At 62.8% G+C, this 25,103-nt stretch carries 21 protein-coding genes, 1 pseudogene and 1 riboswitch; of the genes and pseudogenes, 7 read left to right on the top strand and 15 right to left on the bottom strand.

The features are described 5' to 3' along the window. Nucleotides 1–10 precede the first annotated feature (10 nt). The gene (gene serB, locus J5M73_RS14635) at nt 11–1,225 is read right to left on the bottom strand and encodes a phosphoserine phosphatase SerB (protein WP_102862897.1); all 1,215 of its coding nucleotides are present in this window, start codon (nt 1,223–1,225) and stop codon (nt 11–13) included. A 132-nt stretch (nt 1,226–1,357) separates the two neighbouring features. Between serB and J5M73_RS14630 the strand changes: the two genes are divergently transcribed. After that, on the top strand, nt 1,358–2,884 hold the full coding sequence (locus J5M73_RS14630) for an AhpA/YtjB family protein (protein ID WP_102862896.1): 1,527 nt from the start codon (nt 1,358–1,360) through the stop codon (nt 2,882–2,884). A gap of 224 nt (nt 2,885–3,108) precedes the next feature. On the opposite strand, the gene J5M73_RS14625 is transcribed toward J5M73_RS14630, so the two are convergent. The 9 genes from J5M73_RS14625 to J5M73_RS14585 all read right to left on the bottom strand — a co-directional run bounded on the left by J5M73_RS14625 (nt 3,109) and on the right by J5M73_RS14585 (nt 12,365). Continuing rightward, complete coding sequence (locus tag J5M73_RS14625; protein ID WP_102862895.1) at nt 3,109–3,819, bottom strand: ABC-type transport auxiliary lipoprotein family protein; 711 nt, start codon at nt 3,817–3,819, stop codon at nt 3,109–3,111. Between the two features lie 179 nt (nt 3,820–3,998). Next, nucleotides 3,999–6,257: a DNA topoisomerase IV subunit A gene (parC, locus tag J5M73_RS14620; protein ID WP_102862894.1), complete on the bottom strand. Its 2,259-nt coding sequence runs from the start codon at nt 6,255–6,257 to the stop codon at nt 3,999–4,001. A 7-nt stretch (nt 6,258–6,264) separates the two neighbouring features. Continuing rightward, nucleotides 6,265–6,786, bottom strand: a complete 522-nt coding sequence (locus tag J5M73_RS14615) for a TIGR02281 family clan AA aspartic protease (protein WP_102862893.1) — start codon at nt 6,784–6,786, stop codon at nt 6,265–6,267. After that, nucleotides 6,783–7,766, bottom strand: coding sequence for an esterase-like activity of phytase family protein (locus tag J5M73_RS14610; RefSeq protein ID WP_102862892.1), 984 nt, complete (start codon nt 7,764–7,766; stop codon nt 6,783–6,785). Before J5M73_RS14610 ends, J5M73_RS14615 begins: the two co-directional genes overlap by 4 nt. Continuing rightward, complete coding sequence (parE, locus tag J5M73_RS14605; RefSeq protein ID WP_102862891.1) at nt 7,766–9,670, bottom strand: DNA topoisomerase IV subunit B; 1,905 nt, start codon at nt 9,668–9,670, stop codon at nt 7,766–7,768. Before parE ends, J5M73_RS14610 begins: the two co-directional genes overlap by 1 nt. A gap of 43 nt (nt 9,671–9,713) precedes the next feature. After that, nucleotides 9,714–10,322, bottom strand: coding sequence for a YqiA/YcfP family alpha/beta fold hydrolase (locus tag J5M73_RS14600; protein ID WP_102862890.1), 609 nt, complete (start codon nt 10,320–10,322; stop codon nt 9,714–9,716). A 67-nt stretch (nt 10,323–10,389) separates the two neighbouring features. Next, a complete protein-coding gene (cpdA, locus tag J5M73_RS14595; protein WP_102862889.1) occupies nt 10,390–11,205 on the bottom strand; it encodes a 3',5'-cyclic-AMP phosphodiesterase in 816 nt (271 codons plus the stop codon). A 99-nt stretch (nt 11,206–11,304) separates the two neighbouring features. After that, nucleotides 11,305–11,757 (bottom strand): DUF1249 domain-containing protein, encoded by a 453-nt coding sequence (locus tag J5M73_RS14590; protein ID WP_011058915.1) that lies wholly within the window; start codon nt 11,755–11,757, stop codon nt 11,305–11,307. Next, nucleotides 11,748–12,365 (bottom strand): NUDIX domain-containing protein, encoded by a 618-nt coding sequence (locus J5M73_RS14585; RefSeq protein ID WP_102862888.1) that lies wholly within the window; start codon nt 12,363–12,365, stop codon nt 11,748–11,750. The genes J5M73_RS14590 and J5M73_RS14585 overlap by 10 nt, the downstream gene beginning before the upstream one ends. Nucleotides 12,366–12,590: 225 nt before the next feature. On the opposite strand from J5M73_RS14585, the gene J5M73_RS14580 reads away from it, so the two are divergent. Further along, entirely contained in the window at nt 12,591–13,334 is a 744-nt protein-coding gene (locus J5M73_RS14580; protein ID WP_102862887.1) for an RsiV family protein, read from the top strand. Here J5M73_RS14580 and J5M73_RS14575 read toward each other — a convergent pair. Further along, nucleotides 13,306–13,608 (bottom strand): annotated as a pseudogene (locus J5M73_RS14575) (putative hydroxymethylpyrimidine transporter CytX); the annotation flags it as partial. The gene J5M73_RS14580 and the pseudogene J5M73_RS14575 overlap by 29 nt on opposite strands. A gap of 159 nt (nt 13,609–13,767) precedes the next feature. Further along, nucleotides 13,768–15,657 (bottom strand): phosphomethylpyrimidine synthase ThiC, encoded by a 1,890-nt coding sequence (thiC, locus tag J5M73_RS14570; protein WP_102862886.1) that lies wholly within the window; start codon nt 15,655–15,657, stop codon nt 13,768–13,770. A 163-nt stretch (nt 15,658–15,820) separates the two neighbouring features. After that, nucleotides 15,821–15,925, bottom strand: a riboswitch (TPP riboswitch). A gap of 196 nt (nt 15,926–16,121) precedes the next feature. Between thiC and J5M73_RS14565 the strand changes: the two genes are divergently transcribed. Continuing rightward, on the top strand, nt 16,122–17,552 hold the full coding sequence (locus J5M73_RS14565) for a TolC family outer membrane protein (RefSeq protein ID WP_102862885.1): 1,431 nt from the start codon (nt 16,122–16,124) through the stop codon (nt 17,550–17,552). A gap of 98 nt (nt 17,553–17,650) precedes the next feature. Here J5M73_RS14565 and waaA read toward each other — a convergent pair whose 3' ends face one another. Both waaA and J5M73_RS14555 read right to left on the bottom strand, forming a co-directional pair. Continuing rightward, nucleotides 17,651–18,931 (bottom strand): lipid IV(A) 3-deoxy-D-manno-octulosonic acid transferase, encoded by a 1,281-nt coding sequence (gene waaA, locus J5M73_RS14560; RefSeq protein ID WP_102862884.1) that lies wholly within the window; start codon nt 18,929–18,931, stop codon nt 17,651–17,653. Nucleotides 18,932–18,953: 22 nt separating this feature from the next. Further along, nucleotides 18,954–19,838, bottom strand: a complete 885-nt coding sequence (locus J5M73_RS14555; RefSeq protein ID WP_162884166.1) for a LysR family transcriptional regulator — start codon at nt 19,836–19,838, stop codon at nt 18,954–18,956. 111 nt (nt 19,839–19,949) lie between these two features. Between J5M73_RS14555 and J5M73_RS14550 the strand changes: the two genes are divergently transcribed. The 4 genes from J5M73_RS14550 (at nt 19,950) to J5M73_RS14535 (ending at nt 23,581) form a co-directional block, all read left to right on the top strand. Beyond that, nucleotides 19,950–20,282, top strand: coding sequence for a multidrug efflux SMR transporter (locus tag J5M73_RS14550; RefSeq protein ID WP_011058907.1), 333 nt, complete (start codon nt 19,950–19,952; stop codon nt 20,280–20,282). A 137-nt stretch (nt 20,283–20,419) separates the two neighbouring features. Continuing rightward, entirely contained in the window at nt 20,420–21,595 is a 1,176-nt protein-coding gene (locus J5M73_RS14545) for an FAD-dependent oxidoreductase (RefSeq protein WP_207166982.1), read from the top strand. Then, entirely contained in the window at nt 21,592–22,413 is an 822-nt protein-coding gene (locus J5M73_RS14540; protein ID WP_102862881.1) for an aldo/keto reductase, read from the top strand. Before J5M73_RS14545 ends, J5M73_RS14540 begins: the two co-directional genes overlap by 4 nt. A 196-nt stretch (nt 22,414–22,609) precedes the next feature. Beyond that, on the top strand, nt 22,610–23,581 hold the full coding sequence (locus J5M73_RS14535; protein WP_102862880.1) for a metal ABC transporter ATPase: 972 nt from the start codon (nt 22,610–22,612) through the stop codon (nt 23,579–23,581). A 50-nt stretch (nt 23,582–23,631) separates the two neighbouring features. Here the strand turns inward: J5M73_RS14535 and hldE are convergent, their stop codons facing one another. Beyond that, nucleotides 23,632–25,065 carry a bifunctional D-glycero-beta-D-manno-heptose-7-phosphate kinase/D-glycero-beta-D-manno-heptose 1-phosphate adenylyltransferase HldE gene (gene hldE, locus J5M73_RS14530; RefSeq protein ID WP_102863061.1) on the bottom strand — a complete coding sequence of 478 codons (1,434 nt, stop codon included), beginning with the start codon at nt 25,063–25,065 and terminating at the stop codon, nt 23,632–23,634. Between the last annotated feature and the right edge of the window lie 38 nt (nt 25,066–25,103).

Below are 25,103 nucleotides of genomic sequence, written 5' to 3'. Positions count from 1 at the left end.
TTCCCGGGACTCAGAGCTGCCCGTCGCGATCGCGGAAACCCAGCAGATACAGCACGCCGTCCAGACCCAGGGTCGAGATCGCCTGCTTGGCCGATTGCTTGACCAGCGGCTTGGCACGGAACGCCACGCCCAAGCCGGCAATTCCCAGCATCGGCAAATCGTTGGCGCCATCACCCACAGCGATGGTCTGCTCCAGGCGCAGGCCTTCCTTGTGGGCCAGCTCGCGCAGCAGATCGGCCTTGCGCTGAGCGTCGACAATCGGCTCGATGGCGACGCCGGTGACCTTGCCGTCCACCACCTCCAGCTCGTTGGCGAACACGTAATCGATACCCAGCTTGGCCTGCAACTGCTTGGCAAAGTAGGTGAAGCCGCCGGAGAGAATCGCGGTCTTGTAGCCCAGGCGCTTGAGCTCGGCAAACAGGGTTTCGGCGCCCTCGGTCAGGCGCAGGGACGCGCCGATGGAATCCAGCACGCTGACGTCCAGTCCCTTGAGCAACGCCAGGCGCTCCTTGAAGCTGGCACGAAAATCCAGCTCGCCGGCCATGGCCCGCTCGGTGATTTCTGCCACCCGCTCACCCACGCCTGCCGCCTTGGCCAGCTCGTCGATGACCTCGGCCTCGATCAGCGTCGAGTCCATGTCAAACACCGCCAGGCGGCGGTTGCGGCGGAACAGCGAATCTTCCTGGAAGGCGATGTCGACGTTCAGCTCCTGGGCCACGCTGAGGAATTCGGCTCGCAGGGCTTGCGGATCGGCGGCTTCGCCACGCACCGAAAACTCGATGCAGCCTTTGCCCTGATCGGCTGGCATATCCAGGGGCATGCGCCCGGACAGGCGATCGATGTGATCGATGTTCAGACCATACTTGGCAGTGATCGAACTCACACGCTGCAACTGCTCGGCGGTGACCTTGCGCGTCAGCAGGGTGACGATGTGGCGTTGCTTGCCCTGCCCGTCGACCCACTGCTGGTAGTCCTCCTCGGACACCGGTGTGAAACGCACCTGCTGATCGAGCTTGTAGGCGGTGAACAGAATGTCCTTGAGCACCGACGAACTCTGCTCGTTGCTGGGAATTTCAACCAGGATGCCGAACGACAAGGTGTCGTGGATCACCGCCTGACCGATGTCGAGAATGTTCACACCACCCTGGGCCAGAACACCCGTAATGGCCGCAGTCAGACCGGGACGATCTTCGCCGGTGATGTTTATCAGGACAATTTCGCGCAAGGCGCACCCCCGAGGTGGAAAAAAGCGCATTCTACCCACTTTCGGTGACCATCGGGCACAGCCAGCGCTTTGCCGGTCTAGGGCCTGTCGCTATACTGCGCGTCAACTTCACGGACAAAAGAGCCGAGCTCAGTGAACCGGCCCACGCCAGTTAAAACCGATAACTTCTTCCTGCTGATCTTCCGTGCACTGCGCCACCGCCGTGTGCCGATTGCATTGCGCATTGCCAGCCATAACGTGATCCTGGTCGCCCTGGCCCTGGTGATCTATGCCGGTGTGATGGGCCTGCAGTTCAAGCAAGCCATGCACGAACAAGCCGACGCCCTGGGTCAGAGCCTGACCACCCAGACCGCCACTTCGGCCACCGAGCTGCTGGTGTCCAATGACATCCTCAGCCTCAACGTCCTGCTCAACAACCTGACCAAGAACCCGCTGGTGGCCCATGCGGCGATCTACAGCGTCGACAACCGCATCCTCGCCGAAGCCGGGCAACGCCCCAAGAGCAGCCTGCTGGGTGAAACCGAGGGCGTCTACCAGACCAAGATCACCTTCCAGGACGTGACCGCCGGCAACCTGCGGATCAGCCTGGACATGGCGCAGTTCCAGCAGCCGATGACCATCAGCCTGCAGAGCATGGGCATTCTCAGCGCCATCCTGCTGGCCCTGGCTCTGGCCCTGAGCCTGCGCCTGGGTCGCCACATCTCCACCCCGCTGCTGCAACTGCGGGTCTGGCTGCGGGACCTGGATGAGCACACCCCGGCGACCCAGCGCCAGGACGAAATTGGTGATCTGGCGCGCCAACTGCACGCTCGCCTGGTACCGGAAAAGCCCGAGCCAGAGCCGCAGCCAGAGCTCGAAGAGCAGGATGACGAGGAACACGAAGCCGCATTCGAAGTGCGTAACCTGCGTGACCCAAGCTTTGATGAAAGCACCCCGCTCGCCGGTCTGAAGCCTGCGCCACGGCATCTGGTCAGCGCCGAGGAGGACGAACTGGACGAAGAAGATCCGTTCGCCGACCTGCGTGATCACTCGTCGACTCCCGCCCCCAAACCTGCGCTGCAACCCCAGGTCCCGGCACAGCCTCAGCACAGCGCAGTACTCGCAGTGCAGTTGGGAGCCCAGGAGCAACTGCGCCGCCTGCCCCGCGCGCGGCTGATGGAACTGCTGGAGCGCTATCGCGATTGCCTCGACCAGGCGGCCTCGCTGTACCAGAGCGAACTGCACACCCTGAACGATGGCAGCACGCTGATGCTGTTCCATAGCGAAGACAGCGGCGACGACTACCTCACCAACGCCATTTGCTGCGGCGAGCTGTTGCGTGCTCTGGGCCATGCCCTGCAGATCGAAGTGGCGGACAGCGGCATCACCCTGCAACTGCAATTGGGCCTGACGCTGGGCGAAGGACTGTTCGGCCTGAGCCAGATCGACCTGCTGCTGACCGAAACCGCCCAGGACGCCCTGGCGCTATCCCAGCACAGCCGCAATCTGCTGCTGGTGGAGCGCCAGATCAATGACGACGCGCTGATCCGTCAGCGCGCGCGTATCCGCCCTATCGCCAGCCCGGAAGGAGCTTGCTGTGTCGAACGGCTGATGGAGCCCTATCCGTCAATGCTGGAACGGCAATTGGCGCGCATGCATGAGACACGGGCCAAGCTGTAAGGCTGGCACCGTGCAAGAAACAGCCCGCCAAGTGCGGGCTTTTTTGTGGCCTTCGTGTAGCCACTGACGCAGCTTGCGACAAGCCCCGAAGGAGCTTCAGCGCGAGGCATGACTGCGGCCTGCTCGCAGACCACAAGGATGGTGCCGGCCATATGAAACACCTGCCACAGCCAGTAACGAAAAGGCCCGCGGATTAGGCGGGCCTTGTCTTGCAGCGGCTCAACTCAGAATCTGAACACTTCCATATCCGTACGGATTGGCGTGGCCATTGGGATCTTCGGCTGCTTCTCATGCTCGGCAGGCTTGGGCGCAGGTGCCGGCGGCGCCTTGCGTGGCACTTCTGCCACCGCTGGCTGATTGGCCAGGGGTTTGAGGGCGACCGACAATTGCTCGGCCAGACGCTGCAACAACACGCCCTGGGCCTGGACCTGAGACGCCGTGGTACCCGCATGCTGCTCCTGCAGGTGAACAATGCGGTTGTCCCGCACCTGACCACGACGATCGATCAGGCGCCACTGAGCATCCAGTACCGCCGGTTGCGACTTGCCGGAATCCAGGCGAGTGATCGACAGCAGTACCTGGACATCCGGAGTGAAGCCGCTGGTGGCCGGCGCCAGAACCACGCGCTGGCTATCCAGGTTGCCGGCCACCTGGCGCAGCAGCAACTGGTCGATGTCCGAAGACAAGCTACCGGCCCAACGGCCATCGGTGGAGGCTTGCAGGCTGCCATCGTCCTGGCGTTGCAGGAGGGTTTCCCGTTGCAGGTAGTCAGCGATCAACACCGGCCCCAACAATACCGACATGCCGGCACTGGCCGGCTGGGCTGGACTTCCGCTGTCCAGCTGATACAGCGACACCGGCTGGTGTACGCTGCAACCCGCCAGGCCAAAAACGCCCGCGAGCAAGAAAACAAGAGGAAGGCGCAGAGCAGTCATCATCCCATCCAAGTGGCGGCCACAAGGCTGGCCACAGTGTAAATACTCAAAAAAATTGAATAACGCCCGGCCACGCCAGCGTTTGAAACGCGCATATCATCCGTGAATATGCGCCATGACTCCAGTGTTCTAGCGTTGATCTGGCGCTTAAGTCCAAGATCGAACGCTCTAGCCCGCCCTTAACTGAGCGGCTCTACCAACAACGCATCGACCCGCTGGAAACCGCGAGGCAGTTTGTTGCCACGACGCCCGCGCTCGCCCTTGTAGTGTTCAAGGTCATCGGCCTTCAACGACAAGGTGCGCTTGCCCGCCTGCAACACCAGGGTCGCGCCATCGGGCAGTACCGCGATGTCGGTGACGTACTCTTCGCGGCTGGCCACGCGCTCACCGGGAATGCCGATGATCTTGTTGCCCTTGCCTTTGCCCAACTGCGGCAGGTCGCTGATCTTGAACACCAGCAGACGCCCCTCGGTGGTCACCGAGGCCAGCCAGTTCTGCTCGCGGTCGGCCACCGGCCGCGGCGCCAGGACCTTGGCGTTGTTCGGCAGGCTCAACAGCGCCTTGCCCGCCTTGTTCTTGGCCTGCAGATCTTCGCCCTTGACCACGAAGCCATAGCCCGCGTCGGAAGCGATCACATACAAGGCATCGTCATCGGGCAACAGTACGCACTCGAACGTCGCACCCGGTGGCGGCGTCAGACGACCGGTCAACGGCTCGCCCTGACCACGGGCCGATGGCAGCGTGTGGGCCGCCACCGAGTAACTGCGGCCGGTGGAGTCGATGAACACCGCGAACTGGTTGGAACGCCCCGCAGCAGCAGTCTTGTAACCGTCACCGGCCTTGTAGGACAAACCAGTGGCGTCAATATCATGCCCCTTGGCACAGCGAACCCAGCCTTTTTCCGACAGAACGATGGTCACCGGCTCGGTGGGCATCAGCTCGTTTTCCGACAGTGCCTTGGCTTCCGCACGGGCGACGATCGGGGAACGCCGGTCGTCGCCGTAGGTTTGTGCGTCTTGCAGCAATTCGGTACGTACCAGCTTCTTCAGCTTGCTCTCGCTGTTGAGCAGGGCTTGCAGCTTGGCCTGTTCCTTGAGCAACTCATCCTGCTCGGCCCGCAGCTTCATCTCTTCCAGACGCGCCAACTGCCGCAGGCGGGTATCGAGGATATAGTCGGCCTGGATTTCACTGAGGGCGAAACGCTCGATCAGCTTGGCCCGCGGATGCTCCTCGGTACGGATGATGTGAATCACCTCATCCAGGTTGAGGTAAGCGATCAGCAAACCGTCCAACAGATGCAGGCGACGCTCGACCTTGTCCAGGCGGAACTGCAGGCGCCGGCGCACGGTGGCCACCCGGAACTCCAGCCATTCCACCAGCAACGCCCGCAGGTTCTTCAACTGCGGCTTGCCGTCCAGACCGATGATGTTGATGTTGACCCGGTAGGTCGATTCCAGCTCGGTGGTGGCGAACAGGTGCTGCATCAGCTCATCGGGATCGACCCGGTTGGAGCGCGGGATGATCACGATGCGGCAGGGGTTCTCATGGTCCGACTCGTCCCGCAGATCGGCCACCATCGGCAATTTCTTGGCCTGCATCTGCGCGGCAATCTGCTCCAGCACCTTGGCCCCGGAGACCTGGTGCGGCAGCGCGGTGACAATAATGTCGCCATCCTCGATCCGATACACGGCGCGCATGCGCACCGAGCCACGGCCGGTTTCATAGATCTTCAGCAGGTCGGCGCGCGGGGTGATGATTTCCGCTTCGGTGGGGTAATCCGGCCCCTGGATATGCTCGCAGAGCTGCTCCACCGTGGCCTTGGGTTCGTCCAGCAGACGCACGCAGGCCGAAGCCACTTCCCGCAGGTTGTGCGGCGGCACGTCGGTGGCCATGCCCACGGCGATACCGGTGGTGCCGTTGAGCAGGATATTCGGCAGACGCGCCGGCAATACCAGAGGTTCCTGCAAGGTGCCGTCGAAGTTCGGCCCCCAGTCCGCAGTGCCCTGGCCCAGCTCGCTGAGCAGCACTTCGGAATAGCGCGACAGACGCGCCTCGGTGTAACGCATGGCCGCAAAGGACTTGGGATCGTCCGGCGCACCCCAGTTGCCCTGGCCGTCCACCAGCGTGTAGCGATAGCTGAAGGGCTGTGCCATCAGCACCATGGCTTCGTAGCAGGCGGAATCCCCGTGAGGGTGGAACTTACCGAGCACATCACCCACGGTACGCGCGGATTTCTTGTGCTTGGAATCGGCATCCAGCCCCAGCTCACTCATGGCGTAGACGATACGCCGCTGTACCGGTTTCAGGCCGTCGCCGATATGCGGCAAAGCACGGTCCATGATCACGTACATGGAGTAGTTGAGGTAGGCACTTTCGGTGAAGTCAGCCAGTGACCGGCGTTCTACGCCATCCAGGCTGAGATCAAGGGAGTCGCTCATGCGGGCCTCATTGGTTCGTTGTCTGGCGCAGCAGCATAGTGCCGCCGCGCTGAGTAAATTCAAGTTTCTTCAAAGCGCTCATGCCCAGCAAAATCTGGTCGCCGTCGAGCCCCGGGGCCACCAGGGCCCTGACGTCCTGGAGAACGATATCCCCCAGTTGCAAACGCTCTATACGGGTCCGATAACCCTCGCTGCGCCCGTTGGCCGTGCTCAGGGTGACCGGCACCCCGCGCTCCAGGCCCAGGCGCTCGGCCAGCCCGGAAGGAATCGACACCTCAGTGGCGCCGGTATCGAGCATGAATTGCACCGGCTGCCCGTTGATATGGCCGCTGGCGACGAAATGCCCCTGGCCGTTGCCGACCAGTTTCACTTCGATATAACCCTCATGTTGTTGCGAACTGACGACCGTGTTCGGGTTCTCCTGACGGGCCTCCCAATCAGCGAAGAACCGCGTGGCCAGAAACAGCGCAGCAGCCCAGGCCATGATCAGCATCACGCGCCCGGCACTCTTGCCCGGTTGCTGGCTCATGACTTGCTACTCCAGCCACCTTCAGGCGCCGCAAAACGCCAGACGATGGGACGGGCCTCGCCATCGGCGCGGGCTCCATTGTTGTTGTCCACACCGATCCAGGCCCCCTTGGCATCCACCACCAAGGCTTCCGCCAGCCCATAGGGCTGTGGATAACGTCGATGCTCCACCAGCGCCTCGGCGGCATAGGACCAGCACTGCTCGACCTTCGCGGTCTGCGCATCCCGGCGACAGATCTGATAGGCGTTACGCTCCAGGGTGAACAACTTGCCGTCGAACAGCGACACGTCGGCAAAATCCCGGGACACCGCCTTGGCATTGGGCACCTGCTCCGGCTGCATTTCCGAGCCTGCCTCACTGAGCAGCACGCAACCACCATCACAGTCCCAAGTGGTCTGCCCGCGCTTGACCAGCAACAGCCCGCGCCGCTCACGCTCCGCCGCCAACCAGATCCGGTCGCCGGCAGGGTTCACCGCCAGGCCTTCGAACAAGGCGTTGAAATGCAGGAGCATGCCACTGGCCCGCGCTTCACGGACCATGATCGGGGAGATCTTCAACCAGGCCGGCTCGCCTTGCGCCGGCACTTGTAGCACCGCGGCATGAGCCTCGCTGATCACATACTTGTTGCCGGCGGCGTCGCAGGAGATGCCTTCGAAATCCAGGTCGCCACCACGCACGAAGGACGCCGCCCAGGTCCGTGACTTCAAGCCCCAGGGCAAGCCGGTATCGGGTACTGCAGGCACCTCCAGCTTGACGGCATCGGCCTGCCAGGCACTGTCGCGGGTATCGAGCTTGTAGATCTGATCGTCATCGCGGTCGGAAACCGTCCACAAATCCTGGCCACAGAGTGCCAGCCCGGACAGATTGCCGCCGCGCATGCCTTCCACAGGATGCTCGGACAACAAGGTCAGTTCGGGCACTGGCGCGGCCACCACCGAGGTTGCCAATAGCGCTAGGGCCAGGGCAAAACCTCTGTGCATCAGGCCAGCACCTCGGCCAGGTTGCCCTTGGACTCCAGCCAGGACTTGCGATCACCGGCGCGCTTCTTCGCCAGCAGCATGTCCATGATTTCTGCGGTGGCCTCGACGTCGTCCAGGGTCAACTGCACCAGGCGCCGAGTGTTCGGGTCCATGGTGGTTTCACGCAGTTGCGGCGGGTTCATCTCACCCAGCCCCTTGAATCGGGTGACCTGGGGCTTGCCACGCTTCTTCTCGGCCACCAGGCGATCGAGAATGCCGTCGCGCTCGGCATCATCGAGGGCGTAGAAGATGTCCTTGCCCAGGTCGATGCGGTACAGCGGCGGCATGGCCACATAGACGTGACCGGCATTCACCAACGGGCGGAAATGCTGGACGAACAAGGCACAGAGCAAGGTGGCGATGTGCAAACCATCGGAGTCGGCGTCGGCGAGGATGCAGATCTTGCCGTAGCGCAGTTGGCTCATGTCCTCGGCGCCGGGATCGACGCCGATGGCCACGGCAATGTTGTGCACTTCCTGGCTGGCCAGGACTTCGCTGCCGTCCACTTCCCAGGTGTTGAGGATCTTGCCGCGCAACGGCAGGATCGCCTGGAATTCCTTGTCCCGTGCCTGCTTGGCCGAACCACCCGCGGAATCACCCTCCACCAGGAACAGCTCGGAACGCATCGGGTCCTGGCCAGCGCAGTCCGCCAGCTTGCCGGGCAGCGCCGGGCCCTGGGTAATGCGCTTGCGTTCGACCTTCTTGCTGGCCTTCAAGCGGCGACCGGCGTTGCTGATGGCCAACTCCGCCAGTTGCATGCCCAGCTCGGGATTGGCATTGAGCCACAGGCTGAAGGCGTCCTTGACCACACCGGAAACGAAAGCCGCCGCCTCACGGGACGACAAACGCTCTTTGGTCTGGCCGGAGAACTGGGCGTCTTGCATCTTCATCGACAGGACGAAGGCGATCCGTTCCCAGACGTCTTCCGGAGCCAGCTTCAGGCCACGGGGCAGCAGGTTGCGGAATTCACAGAACTCGCGCATGGCATCCAGCAGGCCCTGGCGCAGGCCGTTGACGTGGGTACCGCCCTGGGCCGTGGGGATCAGGTTGACGTAGCTTTCCTGAACACTGTCGCCACCTTCCGGTAGCCACAGCAGGGCCCAGTCCACCGCTTCCTTGTTACCGGCCAGGCTGCCGCAGAACGGCTCGCTGGGCAGGCGTTCGAATTCGCTGACCGCATCCACCAGATAGGAGCGCAAGCCGTCTTCGTAATGCCACTCCACCTTCTCACCGCTGGACTTGTCCTCGAAGCTCACCAGCAGCCCCGGGCACAGTACCGCCTTGGCCTTGAGCACATGCTTGAGGCGGCTGACGGAGAATTTCGGCGAATCGAAGTATTTCGGGTCCGGGGCAAAGTACACACTGGTACCAGTGTTGCGCTTGCCCACGGTGCCGACCACTTCCAGCTCGGTGGCCTTGTAGCCGTCGGCGAAGGTCATCTGGTATTCGTTGCCGTCGCGCTTGACCCGCACCCGCACCTGGTGCGACAGGGCGTTGACCACGGAAATACCCACCCCGTGCAGACCGCCGGAGAACTGGTAGTTCTTGTTGGAAAACTTGCCGCCGGCATGGAGCTTGGTGAGGATCAGCTCGATCCCGGACACGCCCTCTTCCGGGTGGATGTCCACGGGCATGCCGCGGCCGTCGTCGCAGACTTCCAGGGAATGGTCGGCGTGCAGGATGACCTGTATCGACTTCGCATGGCCGGCCAGGGCTTCGTCGACACTGTTGTCGATGACTTCCTGGGCCAAATGGTTGGGCCGCGTGGTGTCGGTGTACATGCCCGGGCGTTTGCGCACCGGGTCGAGTCCCGAGAGGACTTCGATGGCGTCTGCGTTATAAGAGCTAGCGCTGGGAGTGGCCATGGGTTCTCGTCGTTAGTCGTTCAATGAATATGGGGCGAGGCCTTCACAGTGCCGTGAAGTCGATCGCCTGGTACTGATCGGCAGTGATGCCGGCAAAATTCAACATCGCCGGCAATTGTCCGGCAAAACCTTGGAAACTATGATCGCCGCCGGCCTGAATGCGCAAGGCGCAGGCACGGTAATAGCGCTCGGCGCTGCGATAGTCCAGCGTCTCGTCCCCAGTCTGCAACCACACCTGATAACGCTGTGGGTCCTGAGGCGGCGCGACTTCCAGCGCTGCCAGGGCCGCCACATGGTCATGGGTCAGCTCCCAGGTTTCATCGGTATACAGGTTTTTCTGCGTGCCCAGATAACCGTCGAACATCCGGTGCGGGCTGACAGCAGGGTTGATCAGCAGGGCTTTGAGCCCGTAGCGCTCGGCAAGGTGAGTCGCATAGTAGCCGCCGAGCGAGCTGCCGACCAGCAATGGTCGACCGAGCTCGGCAATCGCCTGCTCCAGCTGGCCAATGGCCTGTCGCGGATGATGATGCAGGGCCGGTACCCGCAATTGTTCAGCCAGCCCCAGCTGCTCCATGACACGCCGCAACTGAGAGGCCTTGGTCGACGCGGGAGCACTGTTGAAGCCGTGGATATAAAGGATCGAACCGGACATGCGAACTCCCTGTGCACCTGGGCAAAAGCCACAGTTTACAGGGATGACGACAGGTTACGAAGCCGCTTCAGTAGCCGTTGCTACCGTAGTCGATGGTGAATTCGTAGCCCAGGACCCGTTCCACACCGGTTTCCAACCGTCCATCGGGCCACAACCGCAGCCAGCGATAGCCAGGCACCTGCTCCTCGACCTTGAAGTCGTCGCTGCCGGGCTCGAACTGGATGCAGGTCGAGGGTGAGGCCAATAGCCGCATGGCGCCGCGCTGGCGATCGATTTCCTGATGCACATGCCCCCAGAGCAAGGCACGGACCTGAGGGAAAGCATCGAGCACGGCGAACAGCGCCTCGGCGTTGCGCAGGCCAATGGGCTCCATCCAGGTACAGTCAATGGATACCGGGTGATGGTGCAGGCAGATCAGGTGATGGCGCTCAGGCGCCTCGCTCAGGGAGTGAGCCAGCAATTGCAGTTGGTCGTCCTGCAGGTAACCCGGCACCGAGCCGGGCACCGCCGAGTCCAGCAAGGTGATGCGCCAGTTGCCGATATCCATTACCGGCTCCAGCAAGTCACTGTCCTGCGTCGCCAGTTGCATGACCTGCGGCTCGTCATGGTTGCCCGGCAGCCAGCGGCCCGGTGCCGGAATCTGTCGGGTCAACTGACGAAAGCGCTGATAGGACTCCAGGGAACCGTCCTGGGACAGATCACCGGTGGCCAGCATCAGGTCGATCCGCGGCTGCTGCGCCAGCACCTGCTCGATGACTCGCTGCAGACTGTCGGCGGTGTTCATGCCCAGCAAGGTGCCATCAGCGTCGGCAAACAGGTGGCTGTCAGTTAGTTGCACCAGCAGTACGGAATCGTCGGCAGTCAGTGCGGATACGCTTGGCACGGCGTTCTCCCGGAGCAAGGGCACAAAGCATGATGAAGGCGGCAATTATGCTGGGGGAAATGCAAAAGAGGAAACCTGGGAAACGGACCCAGTTCACATCTATCGCACGGCTTCGAACTCGTGGCCACAGGCCAGGCAATGACTCAGCCACTCCCCAAGAAAGACATTCAACTGAGCCTTTTCATCCGGCTGATGCATGAAGGCATTGGGATAGGGATAGATGCTACGAAAACGCCGGGCATGCTCGGCACTGATGACCTCCGCCATCCGCGCATCGTGATAGACCTGCACTTCCAGTTGCGGCACGGGCAGCCACGGCAAGCTATGCTCCTGACGCACCTGCAAGGTGGTGGTGTAGGGGCAGGCCAGCACCACTTCCAGGGCCAGTACGCCGAGCATCTGGTCGCCCTGGGTCACGGCAATGCGCCGTGCCACAGGCTGATTGCGCATGTCAGGCAACAGGCGCATCAGCCGAGCGTAGTTGGCCTCGCAGGACGCTTGCAGCCCCGCGAGATCAACCCGATAGCGGTCGCGTACCTTGTTTACGACCATAACCCCCTCACTTCAGCGCGATTGAGCGCCAGCCACTGCAAGGCAATGATGCTGGCGGCATTGCAGATCCGCCCGTCACGCATGGCCTGCAACGCATCCTCATAAGCCATCACCGAAACCCGGATGTCTTCCGCCTCTTCTTCCAGCCCATGCAGCCCGCCGGCAGCGCTGCTGTCGCAACGGCCCAGGAACAGGTGGACGAACTCGGTGCTGCCCCCCGGCGACGGAAAATACTGGGTCATCGGCCACAGCGCAGAGATGTCCAGGCCAGCTTCCTCCTGTGCCTCACGCCGAGCAACCTGTTCCGGTTGCTCGTCCTTGTCGATCAGCCCGGCCACCAGTTCCACCAGCCAGGGCGTAGCGGTCTTGCCCATGGCGCCAACGCGGAACTGTTCGATCAGCACCACTTCATCGCGTTGCGGATCGTACGGCAGTACGCAGACCGCATCGTGACGGACAAAGACTTCACGATTGATTTCCCGCCCCATGCCACCGGCGAACAACTCGTGGCGCAATTGCAAGCGATCGAGCCGGTAGAACCCCTGGAAGCAGTTTTCACGCCGGATGATCTCAACGGCACTTGGCGTGGAGTTGGCAAAGTCAGTCATAACAATCCTCGTGTACAGCGTATTCGACCCGAGGATCCCCCTCGACTTCGCGCCATCCTAACGCGCCCGCGGCTGCCGATGCAGCCCCTTTACCCTCAGCGGGATAGACGGCGAGGGGCTAAACCTACTCTAATTGCTTCTATTGAGCTTAGTGGCGAACCGACTGCCTCGCAGACAGTCGAAGCCGGTAACTTTTGCCTCCCCCCTGGTTTATGAAGGACGCCCATGTCGCTTGTCAAAATCGCCTCCGTGGCCTGTATCGCCCTGACCCTGGGCGCCTGCCAAAGCCTGTTTCAGCCAAGCTACAACACCCCACTGGAAACCAAGCGCGAGAAATCCGAACAACTCAAGCCCGGCTGCAGTGGCGCCGACTGCCCACTGGTCAACCTTGACACCGTGCACTTTCCCGCCGAGCCGCAACTGGACGCCATCGTCGAAAAGCGCTTGCTGCAAATGACCCGCACCAGCCCCGACGCCCCACTGCCGGCCAGCCTCAGCGCCTACCGCGAACAGTTCCTGCGCAGCGCAGCAGACCGCCACGGCATGTACCTGCAATCCAAGGTACGCGAGCAGCATGACGGACTGGTGATCATCGAACTGGCCAGCTACCTGGACACCGGCGCCGCCAATGGCACCCCGGGACGGGGCTTCGTCAATTACTCGCGCCAGCAACACAAGGCCCTGAACCTGGCAGACATGCTCCTGCCCGGCCAGGAGGACATGTTCTGGAAGGCTGCGCGGGTTGCCCACAACAACTGGCTGATCAGCACCCACCTGGATCGCGAAGCCGAATTCGTCAAGACCTGGCCGTTCCAGAAAACCCCGAACGTGGCCCTGACCCAGAAAGCCGTGACCCTCAAGTACGACGTCACCACCATCGCGCCCTCGGTTCTGGGTCATATCGAATTGCAGATTCCCTACGACCGCCTCAAGGGCGTGCTCAAGCCCGAGCTGTTTCCCGAGAACTGAACGCCCGCCCCAACAGCCACTGCAACAGCCCTGCCAGTACCAGTGACGGCAGGGTTGCACCGACATCCGGATACAAATTGGCCAGCAGGTGACAGGTGCTCACCCCACCCAACCAGGCCGGCAGCGCCGTCCAGCGCAGGGCTGAGTGCGGGATCTGCCCGCTGCGGCGACGCAGGATGAAGTGATCCACCAGCACAACGCCAAACAACAGCGCAAATGCCGAGCCGATCAACAGCAGGAAGTTCTGGTACCGGGCCAATGGCGCCAAACACGCGCTGGTCGGCCGGCTCCGGGAGATCGGGATAGCAGGTACTTGCCCTGCTCAAGGGATCTATCTCAGAAAGAACAGGAGCAAGCTGCAAGCCTCAAGCATCAAGAAAAAGCACTTCGGCCTTTGCTTTCCGCTTTCCGCTTGCAGCCTGCAGCTCGTGGCTTAGACCTTCTTGTACAGCTGGCTGCCTTCCTGCTTGAAGCGCGCGGCCTGCTCGGCCAGTCCCTTGGCGACATCCACATCCACCGCTTCGATGCGCTGGTTGGCCGCGTATTCGCGCACTTCCTGGGTGATCTTCATCGAGCAGAACTTCGGCCCGCACATGGAACAGAAATGTGCCACCTTGGCCGAATCCTTAGGCAGGGTTTCGTCGTGGTAGGAACGTGCGGTGTCCGGGTCCAGGCCCAGATTGAACTGGTCTTCCCAACGGAACTCGAAACGCGCCTTGGACAGGGCGTTGTCGCGGATCTGCGCGCCAGGGTGACCTTTGGCCAGGTCGGCAGCATGGGCCGCGATCTTGTAGGTGATGATCCCGGTCTTCACGTCATCCTTGTTCGGCAGGCCCAGGTGCTCCTTGGGCGTGACGTAGCAGAGCATGGCGCAGCCGAACCAGCCGATCATCGCCGCGCCGATACCAGAAGTGATGTGGTCGTAGCCCGGAGCGATGTCGGTGGTCAGCGGGCCCAGGGTGTAGAACGGTGCCTCATCGCAGCACTCCAGCTGCTTGTCCATGTTCTCCTTGATCAACTGCATCGGCACGTGGCCCGGGCCTTCGATCATGCACTGCACGTCGTGCTTCCAGGCGATCTTGGTCAGCTCGCCGAGGGTTTCCAGCTCACCGAACTGGGCTTCGTCGTTGGCGTCGGCAATCGACCCCGGACGCAGACCATCTCCCAGGGAGAAGCTGACGTCGTAGGCCTTCATGATTTCGCAGATTTCGTCGAAATGGGTGTAGAGGAAGTTCTCTTTATGGTGCGCCAGGCACCACTTGGCCATGATCGAACCGCCCCGGGAGACGATGCCGGTGACGCGCTTGGCGGTCAGCGGTACATAGCGCAGCAACACGCCGGCGTGGATGGTGAAGTAGTCCACGCCCTGCTCGGCCTGCTCGATCAGGGTGTCGCGGAACAGCTCCCAGGTCAGGTCCTCGGCCACGCCGTTGACCTTTTCCAGGGCCTGGTAGATCGGCACGGTACCGATCGGCACCGGCGAGTTGCGGATGATCCACTCGCGGGTTTCATGGATGTGCTTGCCGGTGGACAGGTCCATCACCGTGTCCGAACCCCAGCGGATGCCCCAGGTCAGTTTCGCCACTTCTTCCTCGATGGAAGAACCCAGGGCGCTGTTGCCGATATTGCCGTTGATCTTCACCAGGAAGTTGCGGCCGATGATCATCGGCTCCAGCTCAACGTGGTTGATGTTGGCCGGGATGATGGCGCGGCCGCGGGCGATTTCCTCGCGGACGAACTCTGGGGTGATTTCTTTCGGAATGCTGGCGCCGAAGCTGTGGCCGGCGTGTTGCTGCTTCAGCAGGCCGGCGGCGCGGGCCTCCTGCAGCTTCATGTTTTCGCGGATGGCGACGTATTCCATCTCGGCGGTGATGATGCCTTTGCGCGCGTAGTGCATCTGGCTGACGTTGGCCCCGGCCTTGGCTCGGCGCGGGTTATTGACGTGGGCAAAACGCAGCTTGGTCAATTCCGGGTCCGCCAGACGCTGCTGACCGAAGTTGGAGCTCAGGCCCGCCAGGCGCTCGGTGTCGCCACGGTCTTCGATCCACGCCGAACGTACATCGCCCAGGCCCTTGCGCACATCGATCACCACGTTCGGATCGGTGTAAGGACCGGAGGTGTCGTACACAGTGACCGGCGCGTTGATCTCGCCGCCGAAATCGGTGGGGGTCACGTCCAGGGTAATTTCGCGCATGGGCACGCGGATGTCCGGGCGGGAACCCTGGACATAGACTTTTTGCGAGCGGGTAAAGGGCTGCACCGATTGTTGGTCGACTTGGGCCGACTCACTGAGGTTGCTAGCGTTTTTTAGTTTTGTCGTCATCACGGGCTCTCCAGACAGCATCCAGGCAGTGGGATTTTGTCGGAGCGAACCTGTAGCGGACGGACGCACCCTGTCTAAGCAACTAGTGAGTGCAGTGCTTGGTACTCGAGGGGTGTTCGATTGTCGAACAACATCCCGGACGAAGCACAAGAGGACTCGCCGGGTGACGAGAAATCTTGTTCCCTACGCAGGCGCTAACCTGATCAGGTTCAACGGGATCCGGATTATCCGATCTCAGCCTCATAGCAAGGCACCCCGACAAGAACCGGGCCAGTCTAGACAAAGCCGGGACAGAACGCCAACCCCCGTGCAATAAGCAGGATGAATGGCGTAATTAGCGGATTGTTGCGACCTGCCAGCGGCTCTACACTCCTTGCCCTGTGTCGAACCTTGACGCTCTATGGGTCGCGCCTTAGCCTTGGCGCCTGGATTATCTCCGTAATATCAACTCTAGGGATCGCCGAATGCTGCGCAAACTCTCACTGGCTGTTGCCGTGTCTTGTGCGTCCAATGGAATGGCCTGGGCAGCAGAAGCGCCTTTGACCACCAAGACCGACCTGGTCAGCGTCTACCAGGAAGCGGTGGACAACAATGCCGATCTGGCCGCTGCACGCGCCCAGTACGGCGCCCAGAAGGAAGTGGTGCCCCAGGCTCGCGCCGGGCTTTTGCCCAACCTCTCTGCCGGCGCGGACATGAGCAATACCCGCACCAGGTTCGATGAGCCTTCCATGACCTCGACCCGCAGCGGCAACGTCTACCAGGCGACCCTGGCCCAGCCGCTGTTCCGCGCCGATCGCTGGTTCCAGTTGCAAGCCGCCAAGGACATCAACGAACAGGCCTCGCTGCAACTTTCGGCCACCGAACAGAACCTGATCCTGCAAAGCGCGGAGAACTACTTCGCGGTGCTGCGCGCCCAGGACAACCTGGCCTCGACCAAGGCCGAGGAAGCCGCCTTCAAACGCCAGCTGGATCAGTCCAACGAACGCTTCGATGTGGGCCTGTCGGACAAGACCGACGTACTGCAATCCCAGGCCAGTTACGACACCGCCCGGGCCAACCGCATCCTTGCCCAGCGCCAGGTGGACGACGCCTTCGAGGCCCTGATCACCCTGACCAACCGCGAGTACAACGCGATCCAGGGCATCGTCCATACCCTGCCGGTGCTGGCGCCGACCCCCAACGATGCCAAGGCTTGGGTCGACACCGCCGCCAAGCAGAACCTCAACCTGCTGGCCAGCAACTACGCGGTCAGCGCCGCCGAGGAAACCCTCAAGCAGCGCAAGGCCGGGCACGCCCCGACCCTGGACGCCGTGGCGCAGTACAAGAAAGGCGACAACGACGCCCTGGGCTTCAGCAACCCCAATCCGTTGACGCGCTACGGCAGCGATGTCGAACAGCGTTCCATCGGCCTGCAGTTGAACATCCCGATCTACAGCGGCGGGCTGACCAGCTCCCAGGTTCGCGAGTCCTATTCGCGCCTGAGCCAGACCGAACAGCAGCGTGAATCCCTGCGCCGCCAGGTGGTGGAGAACACCCGCAACCTGCACCGCGCTGTGAATACCGATGTCGAGCAGGTCCAGGCCCGACGCCAGTCGATCATCTCCAACCAGAGCGCGGTGGAAGCCACGGAAATCGGCTATCAGGTGGGGACGCGCAATATCGTCGACGTGCTCGATGCCCAGCGCCAGCTGTACACCTCGGTGCGCAACTACAACAACAGCCGCTACGACTACATCCTCGACAACCTGCGCCTGAAGCAGGCCGCCGGCACCCTCAACCCCGGTGATCTGCAAGACCTGTCGCGCTACCTCAAGGCCGACTACAACCCGGACCGTGACTTCCTGCCGCCCGACCTGGCCAAGGCCGCACAAGAGCAACTCAAGGCTCGTCCCTGAAGCTTGAAGCCATGAAAAAGGCCACCTTGGCGGGTGGCCTTTTTTTGCGGCCGCTACGCAGCCGAACGCAGCCTGCGGCAGCGGCTACAGACGGACGATCAGTGCCTGTTCAATAGACGATCAAGGCCATCCAATAACCGCTGCAAGGCCCCCTGGTTGGCCTTGAGCACCTTGAGCCCGGCCTCGGCCATCTTCTGTGCATCCCGGGGCAACTCGAACAGGCGCTGCACCGCCACCGCCAGTCCCTCAGCGTCATCCACCTCCTGCAAGGCACCGGCCTCGCGCAGCATCGCGGCGATTTCCAGGAAGTTGAACAGGTGCGGCCCGCTGATCACCGGTTTGGCCAGGGCCGCCGGCTCCAGCAGGTTGTGCCCGCCATTGGCGACCAGACTGCCGCCGACAAAAGCGCTGTCGGCCAGGGCGTAGAGGAACAGCAACTCGCCCATGGTGTCCCCCAGCAACACCGAGGTGGTGGCGCCCACCGGTTCCCCAGCGGAGCGGCGAACCGTCGCGAATCCCTGTTGCTGGCACAACTCGAACACCGAGTTGAAGCGCTCCGGGTGCCGTGGCACCAGGATCAGCAGGGCATTCGGGTAACTGGCCAGCAGTTGCCGATGGGCGTCGAGCACCACGGCATCTTCACCTTCGTGGGTACTGGCGGCGATCCACACCGGGCGCTCCATGGCCTGCCATTGCTGGCGCAGATCCCGGGCACGCTCCAGCAGTTGCGGGTCAATGCTCAGGTCGAACTTGATCGAGCCTGTGACTTCCACCGTCTCGGGACGTGCACCCAATTGACGGAAACGCTCGGCTTCGGCTTCGGTCTGCACCGCGAACAGGCTCATTTGCCCCAGCATGGGCGCGGTCAGGCGGGCAAAACGCCCATAGCCCTTGGCCGAGCGCTCGGACAACCGGGCATTGGCCAGGGCCACCGGAATCCCGCGCCGGGCGCACTGGTCAATGTGATTGGGCCACAGCTCGGTCTCCATGATCACCGCCAGCTTGGGCTGCACCCGATCCAGAAACCGCGCCGCGGCGCAGGGCAGATCGTAAGGCAGGTAGCAATGCTGGATTCGTGGCTCATTGGCGAACAACGCCTGGATACGCTCGGAGCCGGTGGGCGTCATGCAGGTCACGGTGATCGGCAACTGGGGATAACGGGCCAACAGGGCACGAATCATCGGCGCGGCGGCGATGCTCTCGCCCACAGACACCGCATGCACCCAAATGCCGCCAGTCTGCATGGCCGGCAAGCCAAGGGAGAAACGCTCGCCAATGCGTTTGGCATAAGCCGGAGCCTTGCGCGAACGCAGCCACAGGCGAATCGCTACCAATGGCAGCCCCAGGTAAAACAGTGCGGTATAGAGAGTTCTATTCATGGCGGCGGAGTTTATCGGTTTTTTAGCCGATCGCCTTCAGGTGCACGGCAAAACGTTCCGCCAGCCAACGCGCCGCCGGCCCCAGAGGTTCGTCGCGGCGCCAGGCCAACTCCACCACCAGCGCCGGCGGGGTCCATTCGCTGACCAATTCGACCATCTGGTGCTGGTAAGCCGGGTACTGCACCACATGCCGCGGCAGCCAGGCCCAGCCCAGGCCGCGCATCAGCCATTCAGCCATGACGTAAAAGCTGTCAGCCCGCCAGACCTGGGGGCTGACCTGCTCGCCACCAGGATAACCGCTGAGTTGAGGAGCGATCAGCAACTGCCGGTGCCGGGCCAGAAGCTGACGATTGACCCGTTTCTCATGGGCCAGCGGATGCCCCACGGCGCAGACAGTGACCATCTCGACGCTGCCCAGGGCTTGGCGCTCCAGGGTTTCCGGCATCTGCTCATGGTGAAACAGCAGCCCCAAGTCAGCCCGACGCTCCACCAGTTTTCGCGCCACGTCCCCCTGAGCACCGCTGGCCAGTTGCACTTCCAGGCTGGGAAAGCGCTCGGCCAGTGCCTCCAGGCTGTCGAGCACCGGCTGATAGGGCATCGCCTCATCCTGGGCCAGGCGCAACCGCGCCTCCTGGCCCCGCATCAAAGCCAGCGCCCGGCCATTGAGGCGATCACACTGGCGGAGGATTTCCCGGGCCTCCTGCAACAAGGCACTGCCGGCTTCGGTGAGCTTTGGCTGACGGCCGCTGCTGCGCTCGAACAGGCTCACTCCCAGATCCTCTTCCAGCAGGGCAATGGCACTGCTGATGGCGGACTGAGCCTTGCGTTGCTGGCGGGCTACTGCAGAAAACGAGCGCAGCTCGGCAACACTGACAAACAGCCGCAACTGCTCCAGGTTCCATTGCATGTTCATAGAGCAACCTATCTCCATAACAGATAGGTAATGACTTTACCCCATCTGAACACTCTCTAGAATGCCGACCTCAGAAAAGCAGTCCCAGACACGAGGAACCCTCCCATGAACGCTTACTACTACCTGGCCATCGCCATCTGCGCGGAAGTAATTGCCACTGTTTCAATGAAAGCGGTCAAGGGCTTGAGTACACCACTGCCCCTGGCGCTGATCATCGTCGGCTACGGCGTGGCGTTCTGGATGCTGACCCTGGTAGTGCGCACCGTCCCGGTAGGCGTGGCCTATGCAGTGTGGGCAGGCATGGGCATCGTCATGGTCAGCATCGCCGCCCTGTTTCTCTACGGCCAGAAGTTGGATATCCCGGCCATGCTGGGCATGGCGCTGATCGTCCTCGGCGTGGTGGTGATCCAGCTGTTCTCTAAAACCGCCGGGCACTGACCCTCTGCCCATGCAGGAGCCGGCTTGCCGGCGAGCAGCCCACCCCGTGACAACCTGTCACGGGGTTCGCCTGGCCGCTCCTACAGATTCACGAGCCTGTATACTGCGCCTCTCGTTTTGAACACTGAGGTCGCTGCATGCCATCCGCTATTTCTACCGATGTGCTGATTGTCGGCGCAGGCGTCGCCGGTCTCTGGCTCAACGCCCGTCTGCGGCGCCAGGGCTATTCCACTGTACTGGTGGAAAGCGCCAGCCTCGGTGGCGGACAGAGCGTGAAATCCCAGGGGATCATCCACGGCGGCGCCAAATACGCCCTGCACGGCGCCCTCACCGGTGCCTCGGAAGCCATCGCCGACATGCCGCGGCGCTGGCGCGAAGCCCTGGCCGGCACCGGCGAGCTGGACCTGTCCGGCGTGCGCCTGCTGTCCGACGCCCATTACCTCTGGTCTCCCGGCACCCTGGCCGGCAACCTCACCAGCTTCTTTGCCAGTAAGGCCGTGCGCGGCCGGGTCGATCAGGTCAAGGGCGAACAATTGCCCCCGGCCCTGCAAGACAAACGCTTCAAAGGCAAGGTCTATCGCCTGGCCGAGCTGGTGGTGGATGTGCCTAGCGTCATCCAGCGTCTGGCAGACCTCGGCGGCGATAGCCTGCTGGCCGGACAGAAGATCGAACCCCTACTGGAGAATGATCATCTGGTGGGCCTGCGGATCGATGGACGCGAGATCCGCGCGCAACGCATCGTCCTCAGCGCCGGTGCCGGCAATGCCGACCTGCTCAAGGCCATCGGCCTGAGCCAGCCGGCCATGCAGCAACGTCCGCTGCACATGGTGCTGGTCAAGGGGCCAACCCTTAAACCCCTGTACGCCCATTGCCTGGGCGGCGGCCCCAAACCCCGGATCACCGTCACCACTCACCCGGCTGCCGACGGCCAATGGGTCTGGTACCTGGGAGGCGATCTCGCCGAAGCCGAAGGCGTGGCCCGGGAACCGGCGGCGCAGATCGCCGCTGCCCAGAAGGAACTGGGGCAACTGCTGCCTTGGGTCGACCTGAGCCAGGCGCAGTGGGCCACCTTGCGAGTGGATCGGGCCGAGCCGGCGCAATCGGGCCTGACCCGGCCGGATAACGCCTTCCTCGCCGAGCAGGATCGCCTGCTGGTGGGTTGGCCGACCAAACTGGCCCTGGCGCCGGACTTCGCCGACCGCGTTCTCGCGGCTCTGGAGCGCGACGGCATTCGTCCAGGCCACAGTGATCCACTTCCCGCCCTGCCCAAGCCGCCCCTGGCACAACCGGCCTGGGAGCAACTGCTGCCATGAGCCAGCCGACCCTGCATAACCTGCATCGCCCCATCGGCAGCACCGGCCTGATGGTTTCGCCTCTGGGCCTGGGCACGGTCAAGCTGGGCCGTGATCAAGGGGTGAAGTACCCCAGTGGCTTCCAGATCCCAGATGACCAGGAAGCCCGCATGCTGCTCAAGCTGACCCGCGACCTGGGCATCAACCTGATTGACACCGCCCCCGCCTACGGCCGCAGCGAAGAGCGCCTGGGCCCCCTATTGCGCGGCCAGCGCCAGGAATGGGTGATCGTCAGCAAGGTCGGCGAAGAGTTTGCCGACGGCGTGTCCCGCCACGACTTCAGTGCCGCTCACACCCGACTGTCCGTGGAGCGCAGCCTGCAACGCCTGGAAACCGACTTCATCGACCTGGTGCTGGTGCATTCCGACGGCAACGATCTGGCGATCCTTGAGCAGTACGAGGTCTACCAGACCCTCGCGCAGCTCAAGCAGGAGGGCAAGATCCGTGGCTTCGGCTTCTCCGGCAAGACCGTCGACGGCGGTCTGAAGGCTCTGGAGCAAGGCGATTGCGCCATGGTTACCTACAATCTGAACGAACAGGCCGAGCGGGCGGTCATTGACTATGCCGCCGACCACCACAAGGGCATCCTGGTGAAAAAGGCCCTGGCCAGCGGCCATGTCTGCCTGAGTCCGGGCATCGACCCGGTGCGGGCCAGCTTCGAACTGCTGTTTGAGCGGCCCGGCGTTGCCAGTGCTATCGTCGGGACCATCAACCCGTTGCACCTGGCCCATAACGTGGCGACCGTGGCACAGGTTCTAGGGTCTGTTCCCGCTTGGTGACAGGCCGCGACGGCGGCTCACTGGGCACAGGGCAAGGCGCGAGGAGCGCTGTTTGGTTGTTCCAAATAAGCTCCGAGCAACGCCGCCCTGTGCCCAGTGAGCCCCGTCCCTTCGGGTTGCATGCCAAACGGGAACAGACCCTAGCTACCAACTGATGCCGCCGACGCGGCCGACCCCGACGCAAGAAGGAGCCGAGATGTCGCGACCGCTCATTAGAAAGAACCCCAGCAACTTCAAGACCCTGCCGCTGTTCGTCGAGGCGACTCCCGAAGGCCTCTGCTACCAGAGCGTCGGGAGGCCGCTGAACTTCGCTCAGACCCTGCAGCGCCGACGCGCGGTGACGGTGGCAGACCACGAAAGGTTTGCCTTGGAACTGGCCAACCTCGGGGTTTCTGTACGCCTGACCCTGCACTGGCAGAACCGTGACTACTGGGTGCTGGTGCGCCAGCGACGCCAGGACCGCGGCGACGTGGTGCTCAAGCTGATCTCCGGCTACGTACCCGCCCATGAACTGAACCTGCCGCTGCACACGGCCATCCAGGAAATCGCCGAGGAATGCCTGCTGGAAACCCCGGAAGGCTGGCTCGGCGGACGCTTCAACGACACTTGGCTACCTGCCCCTTACGCCGGGGCCCTGCATTATCGCGAGGCCCTGCCCTTTCGCCTGACTCCACTGTCCGGAGCCGCGCGACCGGTACGCTGCGCCAACCTGCAATTGCTGGAGCGACCCCGAGCCTACGTGCACCTGCCCACCGCCTCGTTGCAACTGATCTATGACCTGCGCCTGGACGTCCCCAAGGAAGCCAAGTCGCTGAGCCTGTTCCACGTCGACGAGCGCCTGGAAGGCGACCAGTTGGTGGCGCGCCTGGACCGCAAGCGGCCGGATCTGTACCTGATGCCCCTGGACAATGGCCAGCCCTGTGCCGAGCTGTACACCTTGAAGAAGGATCAACTGCACCCGGCCAGCACCCGCGGCCTGTACCTGGCCGAAAGCTTCGCCCAGCAGGAAGGCTGGGTGGTGCGTGAGGAGCGGATTCGCTGGAAGGACTGGCTCAGGCAACGAGGCCTGAGCGAACCGGAAAAGGACTCGAAGCTTTCGCGCCTGACCGGCAAGGCCCGGCAGATCCTGCGCAAGATGGTTCCCGCCAAGGCCAGGCGCCAAGGCTGAGGCAAAAAAAAGGCGCCTGGAGCAGGCGCCGTTTTTTCAGACTGCAACCGTTACTGGGCCTTGTCGGTCTTGCGGATCTTCTCGACGATGGCGGTGGTCGAGCTGTTCTCCACCAATCCCAGCACCTTCACCGTGCCGCCATACGCCGTGACGATATCGGCGCCCACCACCTGATCGATGCCGTAGTCGCCACCCTTGACCAGCACGTCCGGGCGGACCTGGGACAGCAGGTTTTCCGGAGTGCCTTCAGAAAAGCTGATCACCCAGTCCACGGCCCCCAGCCCCGCCAGCACCGCCATGCGCCGGTCGACACTGTTGATCGGACGTCCAGGCCCCTTGAGGCGGCTGACCGAAGCATCGTCGTTGATCGCCACGATCAATCGGTCCCCTTGAGCCCGGGCCTGTTCAAGGTAGGTCACATGCCCAGCGTGAAGGATGTCGAAGCAGCCATTGGTGAACACGATCTTCTCGTTGTGCGCCCGGGCATCATCGATGGCCAGCAACAGCTGATCGAGGCTCAGAACACCGCGCTCGGAACCTTCCTCGCGCTGGATCGCCCGACGCAGCTCCGGTGCACTGATGGCCGCCGTCCCCAGCTTGCCGACCACAATACCCGCGGCCAGATTGGCCAGGCCCACCGCGTGGGGCAGCTCTTCACCGGCGGCAATCGCTGCCGCCAGGGTCGAAATCACGGTATCACCGGCCCCAGTGACGTCGAACACTTCACGGGCACGGGCCGGCAGATGCAGGGCCGGATGATCCGGACGCAACAGGGTCATGCCGTGCTCGCCACGGGTCACCAGCAGCGCCCCCAGCTCCAGATCGTGCATGAGCTTGGCGCCCTTGCTCACCAGTTCGTGCTCGTCGGCGCAGCCGCCGACTATGGTTTCGAACTCGCTGAGGTTCGGCGTGATCAGGCTGGCACCACGGTAGATGGAGAAATCCTTGCCCTTGGGGTCCGCCAGCACCGGAATGCCACGGGCCCGCGCGGCCGCGATCAGCACCTGATGGTTGCGCAGAGCACCTTTGCCATAGTCGGACAGCACCAGCACCTTGATGCCGTCGAGCAAAGCGTCGACCTCGGCCGCCAGGGCCAGGGCGTCGGTGGCAAAGGGTTCTTCAAAGTCGATGCGCAGCAGCTGTTGGTGACGGCTCATGACCCGCAGCTTGACGATGGTCGGCTGGTGGGCAATGCGCTGGAACAGTGCACGTACGCCCGCACCTTGCAGGCTGTTGGCCAGGCTGTCGGCAGCCTCATCGTCACCGGTCACCCCGACCAGGGAGGCGGGCGCACCGAGGGCGGCGATGTTCAGGGCAACGTTGGCGGCACCACCCGGGCGGTCCTCGATCTGCTCGACCTTGACCACCGGCACCGGCGCCTCAGGGGAAATCCGTGAGGTACCACCATGCCAGTAACGGTCGAGCATGACATCGCCGACCACCAAGACAGGGGCTTGATCGAATCGCGGCATGGACAACTTCATGGAGCATCCCACATACAAAATGAACAGGGGCGCGATAT

The organism is Pseudomonas sp. 50_B (assembly GCF_017491625.1).
GTDB lineage: Bacteria > Pseudomonadota > Gammaproteobacteria > Pseudomonadales > Pseudomonadaceae > Aquipseudomonas > Aquipseudomonas danubii.
This window is presented reverse-complemented; position numbering and strand designations above follow the sequence as displayed.

Coding starts and splice junctions, on each gene's coding strand:
- J5M73_RS14535 (WP_102862880.1), top strand. CDS start 22,610: ATGTCGCGACCGCTCATTAGAAAGAACCCCAGCAACTTCAAGACCCTG.
- J5M73_RS14545 (WP_207166982.1), top strand. CDS start 20,420: ATGCCATCCGCTATTTCTACCGATGTGCTGATTGTCGGCGCAGGCGTC.
- J5M73_RS14590 (WP_011058915.1), bottom strand. CDS start 11,757: ATGGTCGTAAACAAGGTACGCGACCGCTATCGGGTTGATCTCGCGGGG.
- parC (WP_102862894.1), bottom strand. CDS start 6,257: ATGAGCGACTCCCTTGATCTCAGCCTGGATGGCGTAGAACGCCGGTCA.
- J5M73_RS14625 (WP_102862895.1), bottom strand. CDS start 3,819: ATGACTGCTCTGCGCCTTCCTCTTGTTTTCTTGCTCGCGGGCGTTTTT.
- J5M73_RS14610 (WP_102862892.1), bottom strand. CDS start 7,766: ATGCACAGAGGTTTTGCCCTGGCCCTAGCGCTATTGGCAACCTCGGTG.
- waaA (WP_102862884.1), bottom strand. CDS start 18,931: ATGAATAGAACTCTCTATACCGCACTGTTTTACCTGGGGCTGCCATTG.
- J5M73_RS14615 (WP_102862893.1), bottom strand. CDS start 6,786: ATGAGCCAGCAACCGGGCAAGAGTGCCGGGCGCGTGATGCTGATCATG.
- hldE (WP_102863061.1), bottom strand. CDS start 25,065: ATGAAGTTGTCCATGCCGCGATTCGATCAAGCCCCTGTCTTGGTGGTC.
- J5M73_RS14540 (WP_102862881.1), top strand. CDS start 21,592: ATGAGCCAGCCGACCCTGCATAACCTGCATCGCCCCATCGGCAGCACC.
- J5M73_RS14550 (WP_011058907.1), top strand. CDS start 19,950: ATGAACGCTTACTACTACCTGGCCATCGCCATCTGCGCGGAAGTAATT.
- J5M73_RS14585 (WP_102862888.1), bottom strand. CDS start 12,365: ATGACTGACTTTGCCAACTCCACGCCAAGTGCCGTTGAGATCATCCGG.
- J5M73_RS14565 (WP_102862885.1), top strand. CDS start 16,122: ATGCTGCGCAAACTCTCACTGGCTGTTGCCGTGTCTTGTGCGTCCAAT.
- J5M73_RS14600 (WP_102862890.1), bottom strand. CDS start 10,322: ATGTCCGGTTCGATCCTTTATATCCACGGCTTCAACAGTGCTCCCGCG.
- parE (WP_102862891.1), bottom strand. CDS start 9,670: ATGGCCACTCCCAGCGCTAGCTCTTATAACGCAGACGCCATCGAAGTC.
- J5M73_RS14555 (WP_162884166.1), bottom strand. CDS start 19,838: ATGCAATGGAACCTGGAGCAGTTGCGGCTGTTTGTCAGTGTTGCCGAG.
- thiC (WP_102862886.1), bottom strand. CDS start 15,657: ATGACGACAAAACTAAAAAACGCTAGCAACCTCAGTGAGTCGGCCCAA.
- J5M73_RS14580 (WP_102862887.1), top strand. CDS start 12,591: ATGTCGCTTGTCAAAATCGCCTCCGTGGCCTGTATCGCCCTGACCCTG.